Source organism: Paraburkholderia bryophila (genome assembly GCF_003269035.1).
GTDB lineage: Bacteria > Pseudomonadota > Gammaproteobacteria > Burkholderiales > Burkholderiaceae > Paraburkholderia > Paraburkholderia bryophila.
This window is the reverse complement of record NZ_QLTK01000016.1, coordinates 135,927-155,849: the sequence shown is the minus strand read 5'-3', so window position 1 is coordinate 155,849 and position 19,923 is coordinate 135,927. Positions and strand designations below refer to the sequence as shown.

16 protein-coding genes are annotated in these 19,923 nt (G+C 62.4%); 10 read left to right on the top strand and 6 right to left on the bottom strand.

What is annotated here, in order from left to right; genetic code table 11:
* The first annotated feature begins 2 nt into the window (after positions 1-2).
* Both BX591_RS22335 and BX591_RS22330 read left to right on the top strand, forming a co-directional pair.
* Entirely contained in the window at positions 3-611 is a 609-nt protein-coding gene (locus tag BX591_RS22335; RefSeq protein ID WP_111933482.1) for a TetR/AcrR family transcriptional regulator, read from the top strand.
* A 240-nt stretch (positions 612-851) separates the two neighbouring features.
* Positions 852-1,520, top strand: a complete 669-nt coding sequence (locus BX591_RS22330; RefSeq protein WP_111933481.1) for a GNAT family N-acetyltransferase — start codon at positions 852-854, stop codon at positions 1,518-1,520.
* Positions 1,521-1,622: 102 nt separating this feature from the next.
* On the opposite strand, the gene BX591_RS22325 is transcribed toward BX591_RS22330, so the two are convergent.
* Positions 1,623-2,120: an Lrp/AsnC family transcriptional regulator gene (locus BX591_RS22325; protein ID WP_111933480.1), complete on the bottom strand. Its 498-nt coding sequence runs from the start codon at positions 2,118-2,120 to the stop codon at positions 1,623-1,625.
* A 179-nt stretch (positions 2,121-2,299) separates the two neighbouring features.
* Here BX591_RS22325 and hppD point away from each other — a divergent pair, with 179 nt between their 5' ends.
* Positions 2,300-3,397, top strand: a complete 1,098-nt coding sequence (gene hppD / locus BX591_RS22320; RefSeq protein ID WP_111933479.1) for a 4-hydroxyphenylpyruvate dioxygenase — start codon at positions 2,300-2,302, stop codon at positions 3,395-3,397.
* Between the two features lie 166 nt (positions 3,398-3,563).
* On the opposite strand, the gene BX591_RS22315 is transcribed toward hppD, so the two are convergent.
* The gene (locus tag BX591_RS22315) at positions 3,564-3,764 is read right to left on the bottom strand and encodes a hypothetical protein (protein ID WP_111933478.1); all 201 of its coding nucleotides are present in this window, start codon (positions 3,762-3,764) and stop codon (positions 3,564-3,566) included.
* Positions 3,765-4,122: 358 nt separating this feature from the next.
* Between BX591_RS22315 and BX591_RS22310 the strand changes: the two genes are divergently transcribed.
* Positions 4,123-7,722, top strand: coding sequence for an indolepyruvate ferredoxin oxidoreductase family protein (locus tag BX591_RS22310; RefSeq protein ID WP_111933477.1), 3,600 nt, complete (start codon positions 4,123-4,125; stop codon positions 7,720-7,722).
* A 70-nt stretch (positions 7,723-7,792) separates the two neighbouring features.
* Here BX591_RS22310 and BX591_RS22305 read toward each other — a convergent pair whose 3' ends face one another.
* Positions 7,793-10,075 carry an NADP-dependent malic enzyme gene (locus BX591_RS22305; RefSeq protein ID WP_111933476.1) on the bottom strand — a complete coding sequence of 761 codons (2,283 nt, stop codon included), beginning with the start codon at positions 10,073-10,075 and terminating at the stop codon, positions 7,793-7,795.
* A 358-nt stretch (positions 10,076-10,433) separates the two neighbouring features.
* Positions 10,434-11,675: an MFS transporter gene (locus BX591_RS22300; protein WP_176343110.1), complete on the bottom strand. Its 1,242-nt coding sequence runs from the start codon at positions 11,673-11,675 to the stop codon at positions 10,434-10,436.
* A 419-nt stretch (positions 11,676-12,094) separates the two neighbouring features.
* Between BX591_RS22300 and BX591_RS22295 the strand changes: the two genes are divergently transcribed.
* On the top strand, positions 12,095-12,781 hold the full coding sequence (locus BX591_RS22295; RefSeq protein WP_111933474.1) for an orotate phosphoribosyltransferase: 687 nt from the start codon (positions 12,095-12,097) through the stop codon (positions 12,779-12,781).
* A gap of 154 nt (positions 12,782-12,935) precedes the next feature.
* Here the strand turns inward: BX591_RS22295 and BX591_RS22290 are convergent, their stop codons facing one another.
* Entirely contained in the window at positions 12,936-13,625 is a 690-nt protein-coding gene (locus tag BX591_RS22290; protein WP_111933473.1) for a response regulator, read from the bottom strand.
* 264 nt (positions 13,626-13,889) lie between these two features.
* On the opposite strand from BX591_RS22290, the gene BX591_RS22285 reads away from it, so the two are divergent.
* The gene (locus tag BX591_RS22285) at positions 13,890-14,492 is read left to right on the top strand and encodes a YbhB/YbcL family Raf kinase inhibitor-like protein (protein ID WP_111933472.1); all 603 of its coding nucleotides are present in this window, start codon (positions 13,890-13,892) and stop codon (positions 14,490-14,492) included.
* Between the two features lie 124 nt (positions 14,493-14,616).
* Here the strand turns inward: BX591_RS22285 and BX591_RS36190 are convergent, their stop codons facing one another.
* Complete coding sequence (locus BX591_RS36190) at positions 14,617-14,820, bottom strand: hypothetical protein (RefSeq protein WP_146749809.1); 204 nt, start codon at positions 14,818-14,820, stop codon at positions 14,617-14,619.
* Between BX591_RS36190 and BX591_RS22280 the strand changes: the two genes are divergently transcribed.
* From BX591_RS22280 to BX591_RS22265, 4 genes are all read left to right on the top strand, one after another.
* Positions 14,819-15,394: a flavodoxin family protein gene (locus BX591_RS22280; protein WP_111933471.1), complete on the top strand. Its 576-nt coding sequence runs from the start codon at positions 14,819-14,821 to the stop codon at positions 15,392-15,394. The two genes, BX591_RS36190 and BX591_RS22280, sit on opposite strands and share 2 nt — an antisense overlap.
* 288 nt (positions 15,395-15,682) lie before the next feature.
* A complete protein-coding gene (gene argC / locus BX591_RS22275; RefSeq protein ID WP_111933470.1) occupies positions 15,683-16,630 on the top strand; it encodes an N-acetyl-gamma-glutamyl-phosphate reductase in 948 nt (315 codons plus the stop codon).
* 497 nt (positions 16,631-17,127) lie between these two features.
* Complete coding sequence (locus BX591_RS22270) at positions 17,128-18,480, top strand: DUF2957 domain-containing protein (RefSeq protein WP_111933469.1); 1,353 nt, start codon at positions 17,128-17,130, stop codon at positions 18,478-18,480.
* Positions 18,481-18,574: 94 nt separating this feature from the next.
* Entirely contained in the window at positions 18,575-19,819 is a 1,245-nt protein-coding gene (locus BX591_RS22265) for a DUF2957 domain-containing protein (protein ID WP_111933468.1), read from the top strand.
* The last annotated feature ends 104 nt before the right edge of the window (positions 19,820-19,923 follow it).

Below are 19,923 nucleotides of genomic sequence, written 5' to 3'. Positions count from 1 at the left end.
CCATGGCCCGCACCCGAGCCCCCGACCACGAAACCCAGCGCGAACAGATTCTGGAACTCGCCGCGGCGAAATTCGCCCAGACCAGCTATCCGAGCACGTCGATGGCGGATCTGGCCGCCGCGAGCGGCACCTCGAAAGCGCGTCTGTACCACTACTACGCGAGCAAGGAAGCGATCCTGTTCGATCTGCTCGACCGCTACACGAAGCGGTTGATGCTGATCATCGCCGAGGTGGAAGGCTCGAGCCAACGCCGCGGCCTGACGGAGCGGGAAACCTTCGCCGAACTGATTCGCGCGTTCCTGTCCGAGTACGAGACGTCGCATAGCCGGCACGTGGCCCTGTTGAACGACGTGAAGTATCTGGTCGACACCCAGCGCGAGGTGATCCTGAACCGCCAGCGCGACGTGGTCGCTGCGTTTGCACGGCAATTGGCACGCGCTTATCCGGAGCGCGCCACGCGCGACAACCAGACCGCGCTAACGATGATGGTGTTCGGCATGATCAACTGGACCTTCACCTGGCTCAAGCCGGACGGCCGGATGAACTACACCGAATTCGCCGAGCAGGTGGTCAACATGGTGGACCACGGATTGAGCTCGGCACCCGCCTGATGGCGCATAGCAGCAATATTCATATGAAATAAACGCTTGCGGCCGCGTACGCTCGGCATTTCGTCATGAACGCTCGTTCATTTTATTTTTTGTTATGAATCAACGCATTAAAAATAGGGCGCAATATTTTTAGGCGTTTAACTCAAAATGAGATACGGGTTTTCCCTAGGATCGAGGTCGGCTTTCCGTTAAAATGATTTTTGCGGTGCACCACGCCGCTTGATCCAAGGAGAACCGGCCATGAACCTGATTACACCCCACGTTGCTGAGCAGATCGTTCCGCACGATCCGTTGTTGCAACCTGCCGGTCGTGCGCCTGCTCTGGTCCGTGAACTCACCGCGGTCGACCGCGAGCGGCTGCTGACCCACTTCCTCGCGCTTGGCGAAGACGACCGCCTGCTGCGCTTCGGCCAGATCGTGCCGAACCACGTGATCGAAAACTACGTCCGCGCGATCGACTTCACGCGCGACACGGTCTTCGGCGTGTTCAACAACCAGTTGCAACTCACCGGCGTCGGCCATCTGGCGTATCTGCCGGCCGAGGGCGACAAGCGCACCGCCGAATTCGGCGTCTCCGTGCTGGAAAGCGTGCGCGGCCAGGGTATCGGCTCTAAGCTGTTCGAGCGCGCCGCCATCCGCAGCCGCAATACGCACATCACCACGTTGTACATGCACTGCCTGTCGCGCAACTCGACCATGATGCACATCGCGAAAAAGGCCGGCATGAAGATCGAATACGCGTATGGCGAAGCCGATGCTTATCTGACGCTGACGCCAGCGGATCAATCGAGCATCATCGCCGAGATGCTGCAGGAGCAGGCCGCCGTGTTCGACTATGCAATGAAGCGCCAGGCGCGTCAGGCGTCGAAACTGTTCGAATCGTTTATGCCGACGGCCGCCGCGGCCTGAGCAGCAAACGCTTCGGCGCAATGACAGAGGGCAGCCCAATGGCTGCCCTTTTTGTTTGGCCCGCGCGTTTCTCCGCTCGGTGGCGGCGGTCTCGCGCCGCGCTTACAAAATAGGCAGCGCCGTTGTCTCCTTGATCGTGTCGAGCGAAAAGCTCGTCTTGACGTCGATCACCGACGGATGATGCAGCAGTTGATCCTGCATGAAGCGGGAAAAATGCGCCATATCCGCCACCTGCACGCGCAGCAGATAGTCCATGTCGCCGGTCATTGCGTGACAGGCGACCACTTCGGGCCATGTCTGCACCGCCGCGCGAAACTGATCCGCGTGCGTGACGTCGCCGCGCGGACGAGGCGCCGGCCCGCCGCGCTTTTCCAGCCGCACGTTCACGTACGCGAGCAGGTCGAGCCCGAGTCGCTGCGCATCCAGCAACGCAACATAGCCACGAATCACGCCGCATTCTTCCAACCGCCGAATCCGCCGCAGACAAGGACTCGGCGACAGATTCACGCATTCGGCGATTTCCTGATTCGACAGCCGACCATTCTCCTGAAGGATCGCCAGAATGCGCCTGTCGATGGCGTCCATCTCAATATCGGCCATTTTCTTCCTTCCACATAAATTATTGCGCTAGAAAATAGCGCCAGCGTATCCATGCGTGCTTTATTTCGCAAGTTTTCGCCGTGATGACGCCTTTACACTGGCGTCATCCGAGTCGCGCTCAAATCCCCTTCCCCACTCGCACAACGCGCCGGCGCACTTCAGGAATCAGGAGACAGACCATGCAGGTTTCAACTTGGGACAATCCCGTCGGCACCGACGGCTTCGAGTTCATCGAATACACCGCTCCGGATCCGGTTGCGCTCGGCAAGCTGTTCGAACAGATGGGCTTCACCGCCGTCGCGCGGCATCGCCATAAAAACGTGACGCTGTATCGCCAAGGCGAGATCAACTTCATCGTCAACGGCGAACAGGATTCGTTCGCGCAACGCTTCACACGCCTGCACGGTCCGTCGATCTGCGCCATCGCGTTCCGCGTTCAGGACGCTGCCAAGGCCTACCAGCAGGCGCTGGAAAAAGGCGCTTGGGGCTTCGACAACAAGACCGGCCCGATGGAACTGAACATTCCGGCAATCAAGGGTATCGGCGATTCGCTGATCTATTTCGTCGACCGTTGGCGCGGCAAGAACGGCGCGGACGCGGGCAGCATCGGCAACATCGACATTTACGACGTCGACTTCGAACCGATTCCGGGGGCGAACCCGAACCCGGTCGGTCACGGCCTCACTTACATCGACCACCTGACGCACAACGTCCATCGCGGCCGCATGCAGGAATGGGCGGAGTTCTACGAGCGCCTGTTCAACTTCCGCGAAGTGCGTTACTTCGACATCGAAGGCAAGGTGACGGGCGTGAAGTCGAAGGCGATGACCTCGCCGTGCGGCAAGATCCGGATTCCGATCAACGAGGAAGGCTCGGAAACGGCCGGCCAGATTCAGGAATATCTCGACGCGTATCGCGGCGAAGGCATTCAGCACATTGCGCTCGGCAGCAACGACATCTACCGCACCGTGGATGGTCTGCGCGCCGCGAACATTTCGCTGCTCGATACGATCGACACTTACTACGAACTGGTCGATCGCCGCGTGCCGAACCATGGCGAGCCGCTCGACGAACTGCGCAAACGCAAAATTCTGATCGACGGTTTGCCGGACGATCTGCTGCTGCAGATCTTCACCGAGAACCAGATCGGCCCGATCTTCTTCGAGATCATTCAGCGCAAGGGCAACCAGGGTTTCGGTGAGGGCAACTTCAAGGCGCTATTCGAATCGATCGAGCTGGATCAGATTCGCCGTGGCGTGGTGCAGGACAAGGCCTGACGGCCGGGTTTGGCTTGATGTGACCGTGCGCGGGCAAACCGCGTGCAACCGATAAGAAGAAAGGGCGAGGATCTCGCGATCCCCGCCCTTTTCATTTGCTCCGTGCTCTTAACGCATATAACGGCTAGTTATCTATCGGCATCGACACACCACCCTAAGCGGTACATCACGAATTCTGGTCTTCCTCGTCTTCCTTGCTGGAGCGCGTCACGCGTTCCATGGCGATGCTCGCGGGCGCCACTTGCGCCGTACGGGTCACCGCATTCGACAAGGCCCCCGCACTGCCCGTACTCGAGCGGACAGGTGCGCTCATGGCGAAAAAAGCGGCCGATACCATCAGGAAGGTCTGGATGTTTCTCGTGTTCATGCGTACTCCTTTTTCTAACTGCCCTGCTGTCGTGAAGCTCCACCGAATGCGAAGCGTTGCGCTGACATTGCTCGCAGGTGGGGTGTTAGACAGGCTTTTCAACTACGGTTCCGCGAATTTGTAGCTTTTACAGCTTGTTACATGCCTGACGTCGAAGATTGCAGCGTGTCGTAATGCGCAGCGCATCGATGCGCCAAACCCCTTGCAGTGCAGCATTTTTGGCGTACTGCGGCGGGTTTTCACCAGTGCTACCATCACTTAAAACACGTCAATATGGCGACCCCGGGCACACGCATTCAAAAGATGCCGAGGCCCAAAAAGTTTTGGTGATCCCAAACTGGTTGGAGGAGTACACATAATGAATGCCCCGCTAGACGCAGGTCAGCGAGCCTCGCTCGAAGCTGCCTTGTCTTCCGTCACGCTCGACGACAAATACACCCTCGAACGCGGCCGCGCGTATATGAGCGGCATCCAGGCGCTGGTGCGTCTGCCGATGCTGCAGCAGGAACGCGACCGCGCAGCCGGACTCAATACGGCCGGTTTCATCTCCGGCTACCGTGGATCGCCGCTCGGCGGACTCGACCAATCCCTGTGGAAAGCGAAGCAGCATCTCGCCGCGCATCAGGTCGTGTTCCAGCCCGGTGTCAACGAAGACCTCGCGGCCACCGCCGTCTGGGGTTCGCAGCAAGTCAATCTGTATCCCAGCGCCAAATACGACGGCGTGTTCTCGATGTGGTACGGCAAGGGCCCCGGCGTCGACCGTTCCGGCGACGTCTTCAAGCACGGCAACTCGGCCGGCTCGGCGCAGCACGGCGGTGTGCTGGTGCTGGCCGGCGACGACCACGCGGCCAAGTCCTCCACGCTCGCGCACCAGTCCGAACACATCTTCAAGGCTTGCGGCCTGCCGGTGCTGTTCCCGTCGAACGTGCAGGAATATCTCGACTTCGGCCTGCACGGCTGGGCGATGAGTCGCTACTCCGGCCTATGGGTCGCGATGAAGTGCGTGACCGACGTGGTCGAATCGTCGGCGTCGGTCGACATCGATCCGCACCGCACCAAAATCATCCTGCCGGAAGATTTCGCCATGCCCGAGGGCGGCCTGAATATCCGCTGGCCGGATTCGCCGCTGGTGCAGGAAGCGCGTCTGCTCGACTACAAGTGGTACGCGGCGCTCGCCTACGTGCGCGCCAACAAGCTGGACCGCGTCGAAATCGATTCGCCGCATGCGCGCTTCGGCATCATGACCGGCGGCAAGGCGTATCTGGACGTGCGTCAGGCGCTGACCGACCTCGGTCTCGACGACGAAACCTGCTCGCGCATCGGCATCCGGCTCTATAAGGTCGGCTGCGTGTGGCCGCTCGAAGCGCAAGGCGCGCATGCCTTCGCGAAGGGCCTCGACGAAATTCTCGTGGTCGAGGAAAAGCGCCAGATTCTCGAATACGCGATCAAGGAAGAGCTGTACAACTGGCCGGATGCGCAGCGTCCGCGCGTGTTCGGCAAGTTCGACGAAAAAGACGGCGCGGGCGGCGAATGGTCGGTGCCGATGGGCAACTGGCTGCTGCCGGCGCATTACGAACTGTCGCCCGCGATCATCGCCAAGGCGATCGCCACACGGCTGGACAAGTTCGATCTGCCGTCGGACGTGCGTGAGCGTATCGCGTCGCGCATCGCGGTGATCGAAGCGAAGGAAAAAGCGCTGGCGCGGCCGCGCGTCGAAGCTGAACGCAAGCCGTGGTTCTGCTCGGGCTGCCCGCACAACACGTCGACCAACGTGCCGGAAGGTTCGCGCGCCATGGCCGGCATCGGCTGCCACTACATGACGGTGTGGATGGACCGCAGCACCAGCACCTTCAGCCAGATGGGCGGCGAAGGCGTGGCGTGGGTCGGCCAGTCGCCCTTCAGCAACGACAAGCACGTGTTCGCCAACCTCGGCGACGGCACCTATTTCCACTCCGGGCTGCTGGCGATTCGCGCGGCGATCGCGTCGAAGGTCAACATCACCTACAAGATTCTCTATAACGACGCGGTCGCCATGACGGGCGGGCAGCCGGTCGACGGCGTGCTGACCGTGCCGCAGATCACGCACCAGCTCGCCGCCGAAGGCGCGACCAAGATCGTGATCGTCACCGACGAGCCGGAGAAATATTCGGCGAACGTCGGGCTGGCGCCGGGTATCGACATTCACCACCGCGACAAGCTCGACGAGATTCAGCGTCAACTGCGCGAAGTGTCCGGTACCACGATCCTGATTTATGACCAGACCTGCGCCACCGAAAAGCGCCGCCGCCGCAAACGCGGTACGTATCCTGATCCGGCACGCCGGGTGGTGATCAACGACGCAGTCTGCGAAGGCTGCGGCGATTGCTCGGTGAAATCGAACTGCCTGTCGGTCGAACCGCTCGACACCGAGTTCGGCACCAAGCGCCAGATCAACCAGTCGACCTGCAACAAAGACTTCTCGTGCGTGAACGGCTTTTGCCCGAGCTTCGTCTCCGTGGAAGGCGGTCAGTTGCGTAAGCCGAAGGCCGCCTCGGGCGCCGCCGGCGACACCCTGCCGCCGGTGCCGGAACCCGACCTGCCGTCCATGGACCGTCCGTACGGCGTGCTGGTGACGGGCGTCGGCGGGACGGGCGTGGTCACGATCGGCGCGTTGCTCGGCATGGCGGCGCATCTGGAGAACAAGGGCGTCACGGTGCTCGACGTCACCGGCCTCGCGCAGAAGGGCGGCGCCGTGATGAGCCACGTGCAGATCGCGAAGCAACCGGCCGACATCCACGCCACCCGCATCGCGATGGGCGAGGCGAGTCTCGTGATCGGCTGCGACGCGATCGTCACGGCCAGCGACGAATGCGTGTCGCGCATGCAGGTGGGCCGCACGCGCGTCGTGCTGAACAGCGCGCACACGCCGACCGCCGACCTGATCAAGAACCCGAACTGGCGCTTCCCGGGCAGCAGCACGGAAGCCGACGTGCGCGCCGGCGCGGGCGAGGACGGTGTCGATACGGTCGACGCGAATCACTTCGCGCTCGCGCTGCTCGGCGACGCGATCTACACGAACCCGTTCGTGCTCGGCTACGCATGGCAACGCGGCTGGGTGCCGTTGACGCATCAGTCGCTGATGCGCGCGATCGAACTCAACAACGTGCAGGTCGACAAGAACCGCGCGGCTTTCGAGTGGGGCCGTCGCGCCGCGCACGATCTGGCCGCCGTGCGCAAGCTGGTGCAGGCGCAAGGCAATGGCGCGAAGGAGGAAACGGCGAGCAGCAAGATCATCGCGCTGCACACGCCGAAAGCGCTCGACACGCTGATCGACAAGCGCGCGGATTACCTCACGGCATGGCAGAACGCCGCGTATGCGGACCGTTATCGCGCGCTAGTGTCGCAGGTGCGGGTGGCGGAATCGGCGCTCGATTCGATCGACAGCCAGTTGCCGTTGACCGAAGCCGTCGCGAAAAATCTGCACAAGCTGATGGCGTACAAGGACGAGTACGAAGTCGCGCGGCTGTACAGCGACCCGGCGTTCATCGAAAAGCTGAAGGCAAATTTCGAAGGTGACTGGAAACTGCATATTCACCTCGCACCGCCGACCTTCTCGAAGAAAGACGCGCGCGGCCATCTGGTGAAGAAAAAGTACGGCCCGTGGGTGTTCAGCGCCATGCATGTGCTCGCCAGGTTCAAGTTCCTGCGCGGCACCGCGTTCGACGTGTTCGGCAAGACGGAAGAACGTCGCACCGAGCGGGCGTTGATCGGCGAGTACGAAGCACTGGTGCGTGAGCTGATCGGCGGCTTGACCACGCAGAAGCGTGAACTGGCGGTGGAGTTGGCGAATCTGCCGGACGGTATCCGCGGCTACGGTCACGTGAAGGAAAACAACCTGAAGGGCGTGCGCGTCAAGTGGAACGAATTGCTGACGCGCTGGCGTTCGCCGGAAGCCGGCAAGACGCAGCACGCGGCTTGATCGGGTAGGTTTGAAATAAAAAGGCGGCGGTCCTCACGGACCGCCGCCTTTTCTCATGGCGATGCCTGAATTACTGCGCGCTCACCCGCTTGCGCGCGTTGGCCGACGCCACCGCCGTCATGTTGATGATCCGGCGCACGGTGGCGGCCGGCGTCAGGATGTGCACCGGCTTTTCCGCGCCCAGCAGGAACGGACCGACCGTCACGCCTTCGCCGCCGATCATCTTCAGCAGGTTGTACGTGATGTTCGCCGCTTCCACGTTCGGCATGATCAGCAGGTTCGCTTCGCCGGTCAGCGTCGTGCCTGGGAACGCCGCCTTGCGCACCGCTTCCGACAACGCCGCGTCGCCGTGCATTTCGCCGTCGATTTCCAGCGTCGGCGCACGTTCCGCGATCAGCTTGCGAGCCGCCGCCATGCGTTGCGACGACGACGACGGCGCGCTGCCGAAGTTCGAGTTCGATAGCAACGCCACCTTCGGCGTGATACCGAACTTCTCGATTTCGCGCGCGGCCAGCATGGTCATGTCGGCGAGTTGCTCGGCCGTCGGCGTTTCGTTCACGTAGGTGTCGCAGATGAACAGATTGCGGCCCGGCAGCATCAGCAGATTCATGGCGGCGAAGTTCTGCACGTCTTCCGCCTTGCCCAGCACCTGTTCGATGAACTTCAGATGCGCGTGGTACTGACCGATCATGCCGCAGATCATGCCGTCGGCTTCGCCGAGGCGCACGAGGATCGCGCCGATCAGCGTGTTGAACTTGCGCATGGCGGCTTTCGCCACGTCCGGCGTGACGCCCTCGCGCGCGCCGACTTCGTGATACGCCTGCCAGCATTGCTGATAGCGCGGATCGTCTTCCGGATCGACGACCTCGAAGTCTTCGCCACACTTCAACTTCGAGCCCATCTTTTTCAGACGCATCTCGATCACCGACGGACGGCCGACCAGAATCGGCTTGGCGATCTTTTCCAGCAGCACGAATTGCGCGGCGCGCAGCACGCGCTCGTCTTCACCTTCGGCGAACACGATGCGCGCCGGCTCCGACTTGGCCGCCTGGAACACCGGACGCATCACCATGCCGGTGCGGTACACGGTCGTGCCGAGTTCTTCGCGGTACGCGTCCATGTCTTTGATCGGACGGGTCGCGACGCCCGAGTCCATGGCCGCTTGCGCGACAGCCGGCGCGATCTTGATGATCAGGCGCGGATCGAACGGCTTCGGAATCAGGTATTCCGGACCGAATTCCAGCGAGTGGCCTTCGTAGGCCTTCGCGACTTCATCACCCTGGTCGGTTTCTTCGGCCAGTTCGGCGATCGCGCGCACACACGCGAGCTTCATTTCTTCCGTGATCGTGGTTGCGCCGACATCGAGCGCGCCACGGAAGATGAACGGGAAGCAGAGCACGTTGTTGACCTGGTTCGGGTAATCCGAACGGCCGGTTGCGATGATGCAGTCCGGACGCACCTTCTTCGCTTCTTCCGGGCGGATTTCCGGCTCCGGATTGGCCAGTGCGAGAATCAGCGGCTGGGTGCCCATCTCGACGACCATTTCCGGCTTCAGCACGCCCGCGCTCGAGCAGCCGAGGAACACATCCGCGCCGCGAATCGCGTCAGCCAGCGTGCGTGCTTCGGTGTTCGCCGCGTAGCGTTCCTTCGACGGATCGAGGTTGCCGCGACCTTCGTAGATCACGCCCTTCGAGTCCGTGACGAGCACGTTCTTCTTCGACAGGCCGAGGTTCACCAGCAGATCCAGACACGCGATCGCCGCGGCGCCCGCGCCCGAGCACACCAGCTTCACTTCGTCGAGCTTCTTGCCGACCACTTTCAGGCCGTTCAGGATCGCCGCCGACGCGATGATCGCCGTGCCGTGCTGGTCGTCGTGGAAAACCGGAATCTTCATGCGCTCGCGCAGCTTCTTCTCGATGTAGAAGCATTCCGGCGCCTTGATGTCTTCGAGGTTGATGCCGCCGAGCGTGGGCTCGAGCATGGCGATCGCCTCGACCAGCTTGTCCGGGTCGGACTCGGACAGTTCGATGTCGAACACGTCGATGCCGGCGAACTTCTTGAACAGACAGCCCTTACCTTCCATGACCGGCTTCGCGGCGAGCGGGCCGATGTTGCCGAGGCCAAGCACGGCCGTGCCGTTCGTGATCACGCCGACCAGGTTGCCGCGCGAGGTGTACTTCTGGGCGTCGAGCGGGTCTTCGTAGATCGCCATACAGGCCGCGGCGACGCCCGGCGAGTACGCGAGCGACAGGTCGAGCTGGTTCGAGAGCGGCTTGGTGGGCGTAACCGAGATCTTGCCGGGTTTCGGAAACTGGTGGTAGGCGAGAGCGCTTTGCTTAAGTTGTTCGTCCATTTTTTGGCCTGCGAGACGTAAGTAATTGGGCCCGGCATACCGCACCGCTGACGACGCTTCCATCTATCGAATTGATGATCGACTGAGGCGCTTGACGCATGCGCCGGTTAGGCGCGACGTCGAACCTCAGCGGAGGACAAGACGGTGCGGAGTGCTACGCGGGTCGGTTAGTGTACACCCCGAATGAGTCGGTGCACTGAGTGGTTAACATGGCTCACCATCGGCGAAACAATGGTGCAGCGCCGCATCCGGCGGGCATTTGACGGGGGTCATGCGGCGTTCCCGTCGGGGGCACGCCGAAGTCCCGTGCGGGTCGTACGGCGACACTGCGCGAGCCATTCGCGCGCACCGTTCGAGCTTAGTCGAGCTCAACGCCGCGTCGCTCGGCAATCAGCAAAAGTGTCGCGAAGATGTCGAGCAGATAGATCGAGGCGAGCAAAGCCAGCGCGGCGCCGAACGAATAGCGCGCGGCCAGCGCGCCCACCACGACCGGCCCGAAACCGCCTACCGCCCGGCCGATGTTGAACAGCACGTTCTGCGCGGTGGCCCGCGCCTCGGTCGGAAAGAGCTCCGAGATCAACGCGCCGTATCCGCCAATCATCCCGTTGACGAATACGCCCATCGCCGCGCCGCCGATCAGCAGCGCCGACGGCGTGGTGAGATGCGCGTAGACGAACACCATCACGACGGCCCCGGCCTGATAGAACAGAAATGTCGGCTTGCGGCCGAAGCGGTCGGCGGCGACTCCAAATAGCCAGATACCGGCCGCCATGCCGAGCACGGTGACCGCGGTCCACACGCCGGATCGGGTCAGCGAATAGCCGAACGTCTTCGACAGATAGCTCGGTAGCCAGATCATCAGCCCGTAATAGCCGAAGTTCTGCACCGAACAGAGAATCACGACGCCGATGCTGGCGCGCGTGGTGCGGCCATCGGCAACCAGCAGTTTCAGTGGCAGCTTGCGCGTGCCGGATGTGCGCCGTGCTGCGCGCTCGGTGAATAGCGCCGGCTCCTCGACCCGGCGACGCACGAAAAACGACACGACCGCGGGCAACAAGCCCAGCGCGAACATGCCGCGCCAGCCAATCAGCGGCAACAGCAGCGGCGTCAGCAACGCGGCCGCCAGTACGCCAAGCTGCCACCCCAGGCCCACATACGAAGAGACGCGCGCCCGCTGCGACGCCGGCCAGGCTTCGGCCACCAAGGTCATGCCAATGCCGAACTCGCCGCCGAGCCCGATTCCCGCGATGGTCCGGTAGACCAGCAGGTCGGTATAACCTTGCGCCAACGCGCACAGGCCCGTGAAGACCGCGAAGATCAGGATCGTCCACGTCAGCATCCGCACGCGGCCGAAATAATCGCTCAATACGCCGAAGATCAATCCGCCCGCGACGGCGCCGATCAGCGTCCACGTCACGAGCGAGCCCGCCTGTGCGGAACTCAGATGCAGATCGGCGGCGATCACCGGCAGCATGAAACCGAGGATCAGCAGATCGAAACCGTCCATCGCATAACCGAGCACCGAGGCAATCAACGCGTGCCCGGCGTAGCCTTGTTTTGCCGATGCGCGGGAGTCGGTGGCGGAGGAAGCGGGGGTCATCGAAAGCATTCCGTAGGTCGGAGGGCGCTGAAGCGATCAGCGGCCCGGGAAATTCGCGTGAGTGTAAAGGCGGCTTTGGCGACTCACAAGCCAACCCAAAAAAGTGCGGCTTGGTCCGCTGCACGCCACGCAAAAAGCCGGCGAAACACACAGGTCGAGCGAGCCGCATCGAAGCCGGCCAGGCCCGGCCGCCCGCGCCGTTATGACCGCCATTCGGCGCCGCGCTGCACAACGGCCTCCTCGAAAGAGCCCGTTTCAGGTAAAATATTGGGCTACGCGCGCAGCAAAAACCGGTCTGCACCACGGGCCGGCAGCGTATTCGCCTGTCAAGGCGCCGCCCGTCAGGGCGGACATACTCCACTTGCTGCGCCACCGGGCTCCGCGCCCGCTTCTCCCCGCTCACACCCAAGGATCCGCCCATGACAGGCTTCGATCGCCAGACGATCTCCGACACGACCGCCAAGATGCTGCTGGAAGTTCAGGCAGTGCACTTCAACGCGGAGAAACCGTATATTTTCACGTCCGGCTGGGCGAGCCCGGTTTACATCGACTGCCGCAAGCTGATCTCGTATCCGCGCGTGCGCCGTGGCCTGATGGAAATGGCTGAAAGCACCATTCTGCGCGACGTCGGCTATGAGCAGATCGACGCGGTCGCCGGTGGCGAAACCGCCGGTATCCCGTTCGCAGCCTGGCTGTCCGACCGCCTGATGGTGCCGATGCAATACGTGCGCAAGAAGCCGAAGGGTTTCGGCCGTAACGCGCAGATCGAGGGGCTGCTGACCGAAGGCCAGCGCGTGCTGCTGGTCGAAGACCTGACCACGGACAGCCGCAGCAAGATCAACTTCATCAACGCGCTGCGCACCGCCGGCGCCACGGTGAACCACTGCTTCGTGCTGTTCCACTACAACATCTTCAAGGAAAGCGTGTCGGTGCTGAAAGACATCGACGTCGATCTGCACGCGCTTGCCACGTGGTGGGACGTGTTGCGGGTTGCCAAGGAAAACAAGTACTTCGACACGAAGACGCTCGACGAAGTGGAAAAATTCCTGCACGCACCGGCTGAATGGTCGGCCGCGCACGGTGGCGCCAACGCGACGCCGCAGTAAGCACCTTGGTTAAGTCCCACGGTCCCAGGCGGACCGGTTTAGCGGGCTTAATGCAAAAGGGCTGCCTGTCGAGACGACAGGCAGCCCTTTTTTTCATTTCGCGCGGATTTATGCGGCTGCGCACCCGCTCATGCCCGATACAGCGCGCGCCGACTTAAGACGCCTTGTCGGGAGACTCCACCGAACTGGACGACAGATTCAGCAGCCCATTGCTTTGCGCGTACTGGAACAATTCGGAATCACGTTCGATACCGAGCTTGCGCATGGCCGTGTTCTTCTGCGTGCTGATCGTCTTGATGCTGCGGTTGAGCTGCTCCGAGATTTCCTTGATCGTCATACCGGACACGAAGCGGCGCACCACCTCGAGTTCGCGCCGCGACAACATCACTTCGTCGGTCTTGCCGCCGGCGTTCATGCGCAGCGTATCGAGCGAAGCTTTAACGGACGGACTCATGTATTCCACCTTGCGGCTCACGTGCTGCACCGCAAGACCAATGTGACTCAGGTCGTCCGACTTATTCACGACCGACGTCACGCCGAGCTCGCTCAGCCGCTTCAACAGCGCGGCGTTCTCCAGCATGGTTAGCACGACGATGGGAAGGTTGGGGAAATTGCGGCGCAAATACCCGATGAGCGGCAACCCGTCGCCGTACTGCCCGCCGGGCATGGCGAGATCGGTGACGAGCACGTCGCAGGCCACCGTTTGCAGCACCTTGATCAATTCTGTGGACTGCCGCGCACGCGCGACGACCTGTAGACCGGGGAACTTGAGCAAAGCCTGCTCGGCGCCGAACAGAATTACCGGATGGTCGTCGGCGACCACGACCCTGACTGGATCTTGCATTGCCCTCCCCTCGACGGATAAAACTCTCTCCAGAACTTCTGACATGCTTTTCTATTGTAGGTATTGAATCGGATGAAAACGCGGTCGATGTTGGCGCGGACAATTCCTCCGACTATAGCCGATATTCCATTCGCAAATTTCAGCCAACGACAACAATGATGTATCGCACAGCTAATGTTAGACATGATTCGACCTGACGGCACAAAATAGGGACAATAATGATGCGAGGACGACCGCCTCGCGCCCTGACAGGAGAACCGGTACATGCGCTCGCGTTGCCTGGTTGTTTCGCTTGCTTCGCCGTTGCGCCGTACGTTGTCTTTTGTCTGCGCCGCGCTGGGGGTCGCGCTGTTCGCGGCGTATAGCCCGCATGCGCTATCCGAGAACGTATTTACGCTAACCAGCGCGAGCTTCCACGCGGGCGGTACGGTAGCGGACGCTCAGGTTTTCAATCAGGACGACTGCAAAGGCGGCAACCGCTCGCCGCAACTCACCTGGCACGACGCGCCGCCCGGAACCCGTAGCTTCGCCGTTACCATTTTTGACGAAGACGCGCCCGGCCGCGGCTGGTGGCATTGGGCGGTGGCCGGCATTCCCGCCAGCGTGCAGAGCTTGCCGGAGAACGCGAGCTTTTCCGGCTTCCTCAGCAAACTGGGCGCGGTCGAAGCGCGCAACGATTTCGACGTCGACGGTTATGGCGGCCCGTGCCCGCCGGCAGGTAAGCCGCACCGGTATATCGTCACCGTGTATGCACTGGGCACCGCCGATCTGCGCCTCGCGCAAGGCCGTCCCGCGCTGATGTTCGATCACGAGATCGGCACCGCTACGCTCGGCAGCGCGCGAATGGTGGTGAGCTACGGGCGGTGATGCGGGCTGCGGACCGCCAACCGTGTTGGGCGTGATTCAACGGCACGGGCGGAGGGCGGCAGCATGGCAGACCCCGGGCAAGACCCAGCGCAGACCTAGCAAAGCTCCAGACACGCAACACCGCTCAACCGCCGTTCACGACCGGCACGAACTCCACGTTGGCCTGCAGTTTGCGTCGGATTGCCGTCCGCGCGAAATTTCTGTCATCCGCGCACGCTAATGTGCCGGGGAGCGCCACGCGCGATGCTTGGGTGTTGCCGCCTCGCCAGGTGTGCGCACTATTGCCGTGCCTTATCCCATCCTGATTACCTTTGCTGGAGATTGCCATGTCGAAGATCGTGATCGTTTATCACAGCGGCTACGGCCACACGAAAAAAGTCGCCGAAGCCGTGCTGGCGGGCACCCTCGAAACCGGCGCCGAGGCGCGCCTGCTGCCGGTCGGCGAGATCGACGACGCCGGCTGGGAGGAATTGGCCACGGCCGACGCGATTATCTTCGGCGCGCCGACCTACATGGGCGGCCCATCCGCCGACTTCAAGAAATTCGCCGACGCGAGTTCGAAACCGTGGTTCGGCCAGACATGGAAGGACAAGATCGCCGCGGGCTTCACCAACTCGGCGACCATGAATGGCGACAAATTTTCGACCATTCAGTATTTCGTCACGCTGGCAATGCAGCACAGCATGATCTGGGCGGGCACCGGCATGATGCCGTCGAACACCAAAGCCGCGACCCGCAACGACCTGAATTACGTGGGCGGCTTCACCGGTCTGCTGACGCAGTCGCCGGCGGATGCGTCGGCGGAAGAAGCGCCGCCCGCCGGAGATCTGGAAACCGCGCGGATGTTCGGCGCGCGCGTTGCCGGCGTAACGGCGCGCTGGCTGGCGGGCGCTCCGCGCTGACAACACCGCGCCGACGCGCGACGCTGACGTGCTGACGTGCTGACGTGCTGCCGCCCTTGATACGCCGAGGCACTGCCGCACGGGCGCCGCCACCGCCCTGCCGCCAACCGGCGTTCATCGGCGCTCATTCAGGCCGTAACGGGTCACGCCGATGTCACTTTCAGCGCGCATCGTGCTTTTTCCAGCACGCTTTTTTCGCCCCCTTTCGCGCGCCGGCGACTGTCCGGTCTTAAAATAGCGTTCCGGCGCCAAGTCGCGCCCTGTTTCCAGCAAGCCAGTGAGATCGAGATGAGCACGAAAGTTTTTGTCGACGGACAGGAAGGCACGACCGGCCTGAAGATTTTTGAATACCTGTCGCAGCGCGCCGACGTTGAGATCCTGCGTATCGAAGAAGCGAAGCGTAAGGATATCGAAGAGCGCCGTCGTCTCATCAATGCGTCGGACGTCACGTTCCTGTGTCTGCCGGACATCGCTTCGCGCGAATCCGCGTCGCTGGTCGATAACGAGCACACCGTGCTGATCGACGCGAGCACCGCCTTCCGCACCTCCGCCGACTGGGCGTACGGGTTGCCGGAACTGGCTCATTCGCAGCGCGAACGTCTGCGCAGCGCAAAACGCATCGCCGTACCGGGCTGCCATGCGTCGGCCTTCGTGCTGGCCATGCGTCCGCTGGTCGAAGCCGGCGTGGTACCGGCCGAGTTCGCCGCGCACGCCTATTCGATCACCGGCTACAGCGGCGGCGGCAAGAAAATGATTGCCGACTACGAAGCCGGCGGTAACGACAAGCTCAAGAGCCCGCGTCCGTACGCGCTCGGTTTGACGCACAAGCATCTGCCGGAAATGGCCGCGCACACGGGGCTGAAGTCGGCGCCGGTGTTCACGCCGATCGTCGGTGATTTTTACAAGGGTCTGGCGGTCACCACGTTCTTCTCGCCGGGCCAACTGGCCAAGAAGACGACGCCGCAAGACGTGCAGGCGCTGTTCGCCGAATACTACGCGGGCGAAGTGTTCGTGCATGTCGCGCCGTTCGACGCGGCAACCAACCTGGACGACGGTTTCTTCGACGTGCAGGCCAACAACGACACGAACCGCGTCGACCTGTTCGTGTTCGGCAACGCGGAGCGCTTCGTTACCGTCGCGCGTCTGGACAATCTGGGTAAGGGCGCCTCCGGCGCGGCGATCCAGTGTATGAACCTCGCCATCGGCACTGCGGAAGACAGCGGTCTGAAACGCTAGGCGGATTCAATAAGACGGCGGCGCCTTCGCCGTTAATCCGTCGCCCCAAAAAGCCGGTCTTCACAGACCGGCTTTTTTGTTTTAAAAAACATGCGCGCTGAATCCCACTTATTGATTTTAATGAGTAGTATCCCGTATTACTTAAAAAATCAAAATCGGACTGCTCACTGTCGTGCGGTAATTCATTCCTGAAAATGACCCGCGTCGCATAGTTTTCCGCATAGGGAAACTCCGGATTTTTTCTCGAACGGTCGTTCGAAGATGATAGGAGCATTTTGCTGAAACGCCTGCCTGGTAAGGCGCGTGCGGGGAGGCGACAAACCCCTCTTACAGCTCGAATTTATTTTTTGTTTAAAAGGGCCGTCGGCGTCCACCCTGTATGCGTCCGGCAAAAACTGTGCTGTTTGAATCGAGCTTTTTAGACGGCTCATTCAATTGACAGGCATTAAGTGCGCAGCGAAATTAGTTCGCACAATTACAGGAAGGGAGACAGCAGCATGGCGCACGCCATTACTCGAGGCCTGGCGTTGGCATTGGCCACGGCCCCATTGCTCATCGCATGCGGCGGCGGCAAAGCCGGCGATCCGGGCGCGGTCAACGCCCCGCAATGCTCGGGCGCGAGCTGTGGCGTGCAAGGTCCGCCGGCCTCCGGCACCTCGGCGTCGCTCTGTCCCGCGACCGCCGACATCGGCAAGTCCACCTTCCTCGGTGGCGCGGGTAGTGGCGAAGTGGTGCAGTTGAACATCAACGCGACAGCCATGACGTACACGCTGAAGTGGCTCGCGTCGCCGATCCCGTTGGCCACCGGCACGGTCTCGCCCACGCGCGCCGGCACGCAAATCACCGGCGCGGTGATTCACCCGCCCACCGGCGCCCTGCCGACCGCCGAACAGATCCGCTGCGCGTTCATTCTCGGCGCGGGCACCGGCACGGCTTCGGACGGCTCTACGTACACCACACCCGATTTCGTCAACAACCCGAACCCGCCGATGATCCTCGTCGGCCAAGGCGTGGCCGGCGGCGGCATTCCCGGCGCGACCGTGCAATATGCGGGGATTCTAGGTATCGGCGCCGTGAACCAGCGGCATTTCGATTTCTATCCGTTCCTCGGTTTCGCCAGCACGACGACCGACATCACCAAGCTGCCCGGCACGTACAACGGCTTGCTTTATCACCTGTCGCCGACCGCGAACTACGAGACCGTCGCGACCAATTCCGTCGAAACCTTCGACGCCAGCGGCAACTGCACCTCACCGAGTTCGAGCGGCTGCCTGTCGACCGGTAACGCGCTCACGCTCAACAGCAACGGCTACTTCGACAGCAGCAATCCGCCGCAGATCGTGCCGAGCGGCGGCAGCCCGGCGCCGCTGCGCACCGGCAACTTCGGCACCGCGCACATGATTCTCGGTCAGGTGAACGGCGCCACGGTCCCGCTGGTGGTGCGCACCGGTTCGGTCAACACGAACACGCTGCAGATAGACGACGAATCCGGCATCGCCATGCTCGCCGCGGCGACCCCGCTCGCCTCGGGCGGTTTCGACGGCGGCTACGTGGGCGCGGATTCGAACTTCAAGTACACCGCAACGTTGATCCAGGGGGCGGTTGGCACGTTCATCAACCCGAGCACGTCGGGGGCGGAAAGCGGCTTCGGTCTCGGTTACGGCTTGCCGAGCCCGGGGCTGGTCGGTGTGCAGGACACCAACGGCAAGACCGGCCTCGCGATCGCATCGGGCGGCTTGTACGCGATCGTGATTCAGGGCGCGGAGAACGGCGGCATCACGTCGACCTCGGCTAACTCGGACACCCCGAGCACGCCGTACTTCGGCATCGGCGCACAGATCAGCAAGTAAGCACAAGCAGCACGAGCCGTACGCAACACCACTAAAGCAAAAGGTGGCCGGACTGAGAGCCGGCCACACACAACGAGAAAATTCTGGAGGCGGTATGAATTGGAGATTCCTTTCGGTGCTCGCTCTTGCAGCACCGTTGCTCGGGGCATGCGGCGGCGGCGGGGGCGGCGATGGGCCGGTGACGGAAGTGCGTCTGTGTCCCTCGTCGCTCGATTACACCACCACGTTTACGGGCGGCGGCGGTGACGGCGAACTGGTCAAGCTGCAGCTCGACACGACCAAAATGACGTGGCAGATCAATTACGTCGAATCGCCGATCCCGGCGACCACCGGCACCGTCGTCCCGACGCGCGCGGGTCAGACTGCCAGCGGCACGCTGACCCAAGAAACCCTGCTGCCGACTAACAAGCTCAATCAGTGCGCGTTCCGCCTGAACGGCGCGAGTCTCGACCCGACTCGCCCAGCGCGGATTTTCGTCGGTGAAGGGGTGGCGGGCGGCACGATCCCCGGTGCGGAAATCTCGTTCGGCGGGATTCTGGGCGTCGGCGCCGTGCCCGATACGACCTTCCCGTACTACCCGTTCATCGGTTTTTCGTCGATTGAAACGAATCTCGCGAACGTGGCCGGCACGTATAACCAACTCGGTTATCACCAGGTGCCGTCGCAAAACTTCGCGCCGGTCGCGGTCGACTCCAGGATCACGATCAACGCGGACGGTACGTGGACGGAGTGCGACAACTCCGGCATCAACGCCGGCAAATGTCAGCAGCCCGGCGGCAACTTCGCACCGGCCGCGGACGGCAGCGGCGCGTTCCAGACCAACAACTTCCTTGGTCAGGCGAAGCCGACGCTCGCCGCTACGCCGGAAGCGCGCGGCTACATGATCGTGGGCAAGCTGCGCGGTCAACTGGTGCCGATTCTGGTGCGCACCGGCGCGGCGAACTCGTCGGTGACCGTGCCGCAAAACGGCGCACTCGGGCCGTACGCGGACGACGAATCGGGCATCTCGATCCTGTCGCCGCAAACGTCAGTGGCGTCGGGCTCGCAGAACGGCGAGTACATCGGTGTGGATAGCCAGTTCGACTATCGCACCACCGCGCTCGAGGGTGCTCAGGCCACGCTGCTCGATCCGTTCAACGCGTCGCAGGCATCGCTCGCGACGGCGCTGAATCTGGACTTCACGCAGGCCGTGCCGGGCGTGGTCACGACGACGCAAGTGGGCGCCAGCACCGGCACCACGCCGACCGGCAAGATGATCTTCACGGGTGGCGTGTTCGGCTACCTCGATCTGACCAACGCGGCCTCGCCGTACTTCACGATCGGCGCCTTCGTCCAGTAATGGACGTGACCCGCGCCGCCAACCCGCAACGAGGCGTTCGCGCCCCGGCTGCCGCGCCCGATCAGCGCGCGGCAGCCGGTGTCCACCGACTATCGAGCGCAACG

Excerpts from the sequence above, each read along its gene's own strand:
- BX591_RS22305 (WP_111933476.1), bottom strand. The coding sequence starts at position 10,075 with ATGGACGAACAACTTAAGCAAAGCGCTCTCGCCTACCACCAGTTTCCG.
- BX591_RS22280 (WP_111933471.1), top strand. The coding sequence starts at position 14,819 with ATGTCGAAGATCGTGATCGTTTATCACAGCGGCTACGGCCACACGAAA.
- BX591_RS22315 (WP_111933478.1), bottom strand. The coding sequence starts at position 3,764 with ATGAACACGAGAAACATCCAGACCTTCCTGATGGTATCGGCCGCTTTT.
- BX591_RS22335 (WP_111933482.1), top strand. The coding sequence starts at position 3 with ATGGCCCGCACCCGAGCCCCCGACCACGAAACCCAGCGCGAACAGATT.
- BX591_RS22310 (WP_111933477.1), top strand. The coding sequence starts at position 4,123 with ATGAATGCCCCGCTAGACGCAGGTCAGCGAGCCTCGCTCGAAGCTGCC.
- BX591_RS36190 (WP_146749809.1), bottom strand. The coding sequence starts at position 14,820 with ATGGCAATCTCCAGCAAAGGTAATCAGGATGGGATAAGGCACGGCAAT.
- argC (WP_111933470.1), top strand. The coding sequence starts at position 15,683 with ATGAGCACGAAAGTTTTTGTCGACGGACAGGAAGGCACGACCGGCCTG.
- BX591_RS22295 (WP_111933474.1), top strand. The coding sequence starts at position 12,095 with ATGACAGGCTTCGATCGCCAGACGATCTCCGACACGACCGCCAAGATG.
- BX591_RS22325 (WP_111933480.1), bottom strand. The coding sequence starts at position 2,120 with ATGGCCGATATTGAGATGGACGCCATCGACAGGCGCATTCTGGCGATC.
- BX591_RS22270 (WP_111933469.1), top strand. The coding sequence starts at position 17,128 with ATGGCGCACGCCATTACTCGAGGCCTGGCGTTGGCATTGGCCACGGCC.
- hppD (WP_111933479.1), top strand. The coding sequence starts at position 2,300 with ATGCAGGTTTCAACTTGGGACAATCCCGTCGGCACCGACGGCTTCGAG.
- BX591_RS22285 (WP_111933472.1), top strand. The coding sequence starts at position 13,890 with ATGCGCTCGCGTTGCCTGGTTGTTTCGCTTGCTTCGCCGTTGCGCCGT.
- BX591_RS22290 (WP_111933473.1), bottom strand. The coding sequence starts at position 13,625 with ATGCAAGATCCAGTCAGGGTCGTGGTCGCCGACGACCATCCGGTAATT.
- BX591_RS22300 (WP_176343110.1), bottom strand. The coding sequence starts at position 11,675 with ATGACCCCCGCTTCCTCCGCCACCGACTCCCGCGCATCGGCAAAACAA.
- BX591_RS22330 (WP_111933481.1), top strand. The coding sequence starts at position 852 with ATGAACCTGATTACACCCCACGTTGCTGAGCAGATCGTTCCGCACGAT.
- BX591_RS22265 (WP_111933468.1), top strand. The coding sequence starts at position 18,575 with ATGAATTGGAGATTCCTTTCGGTGCTCGCTCTTGCAGCACCGTTGCTC.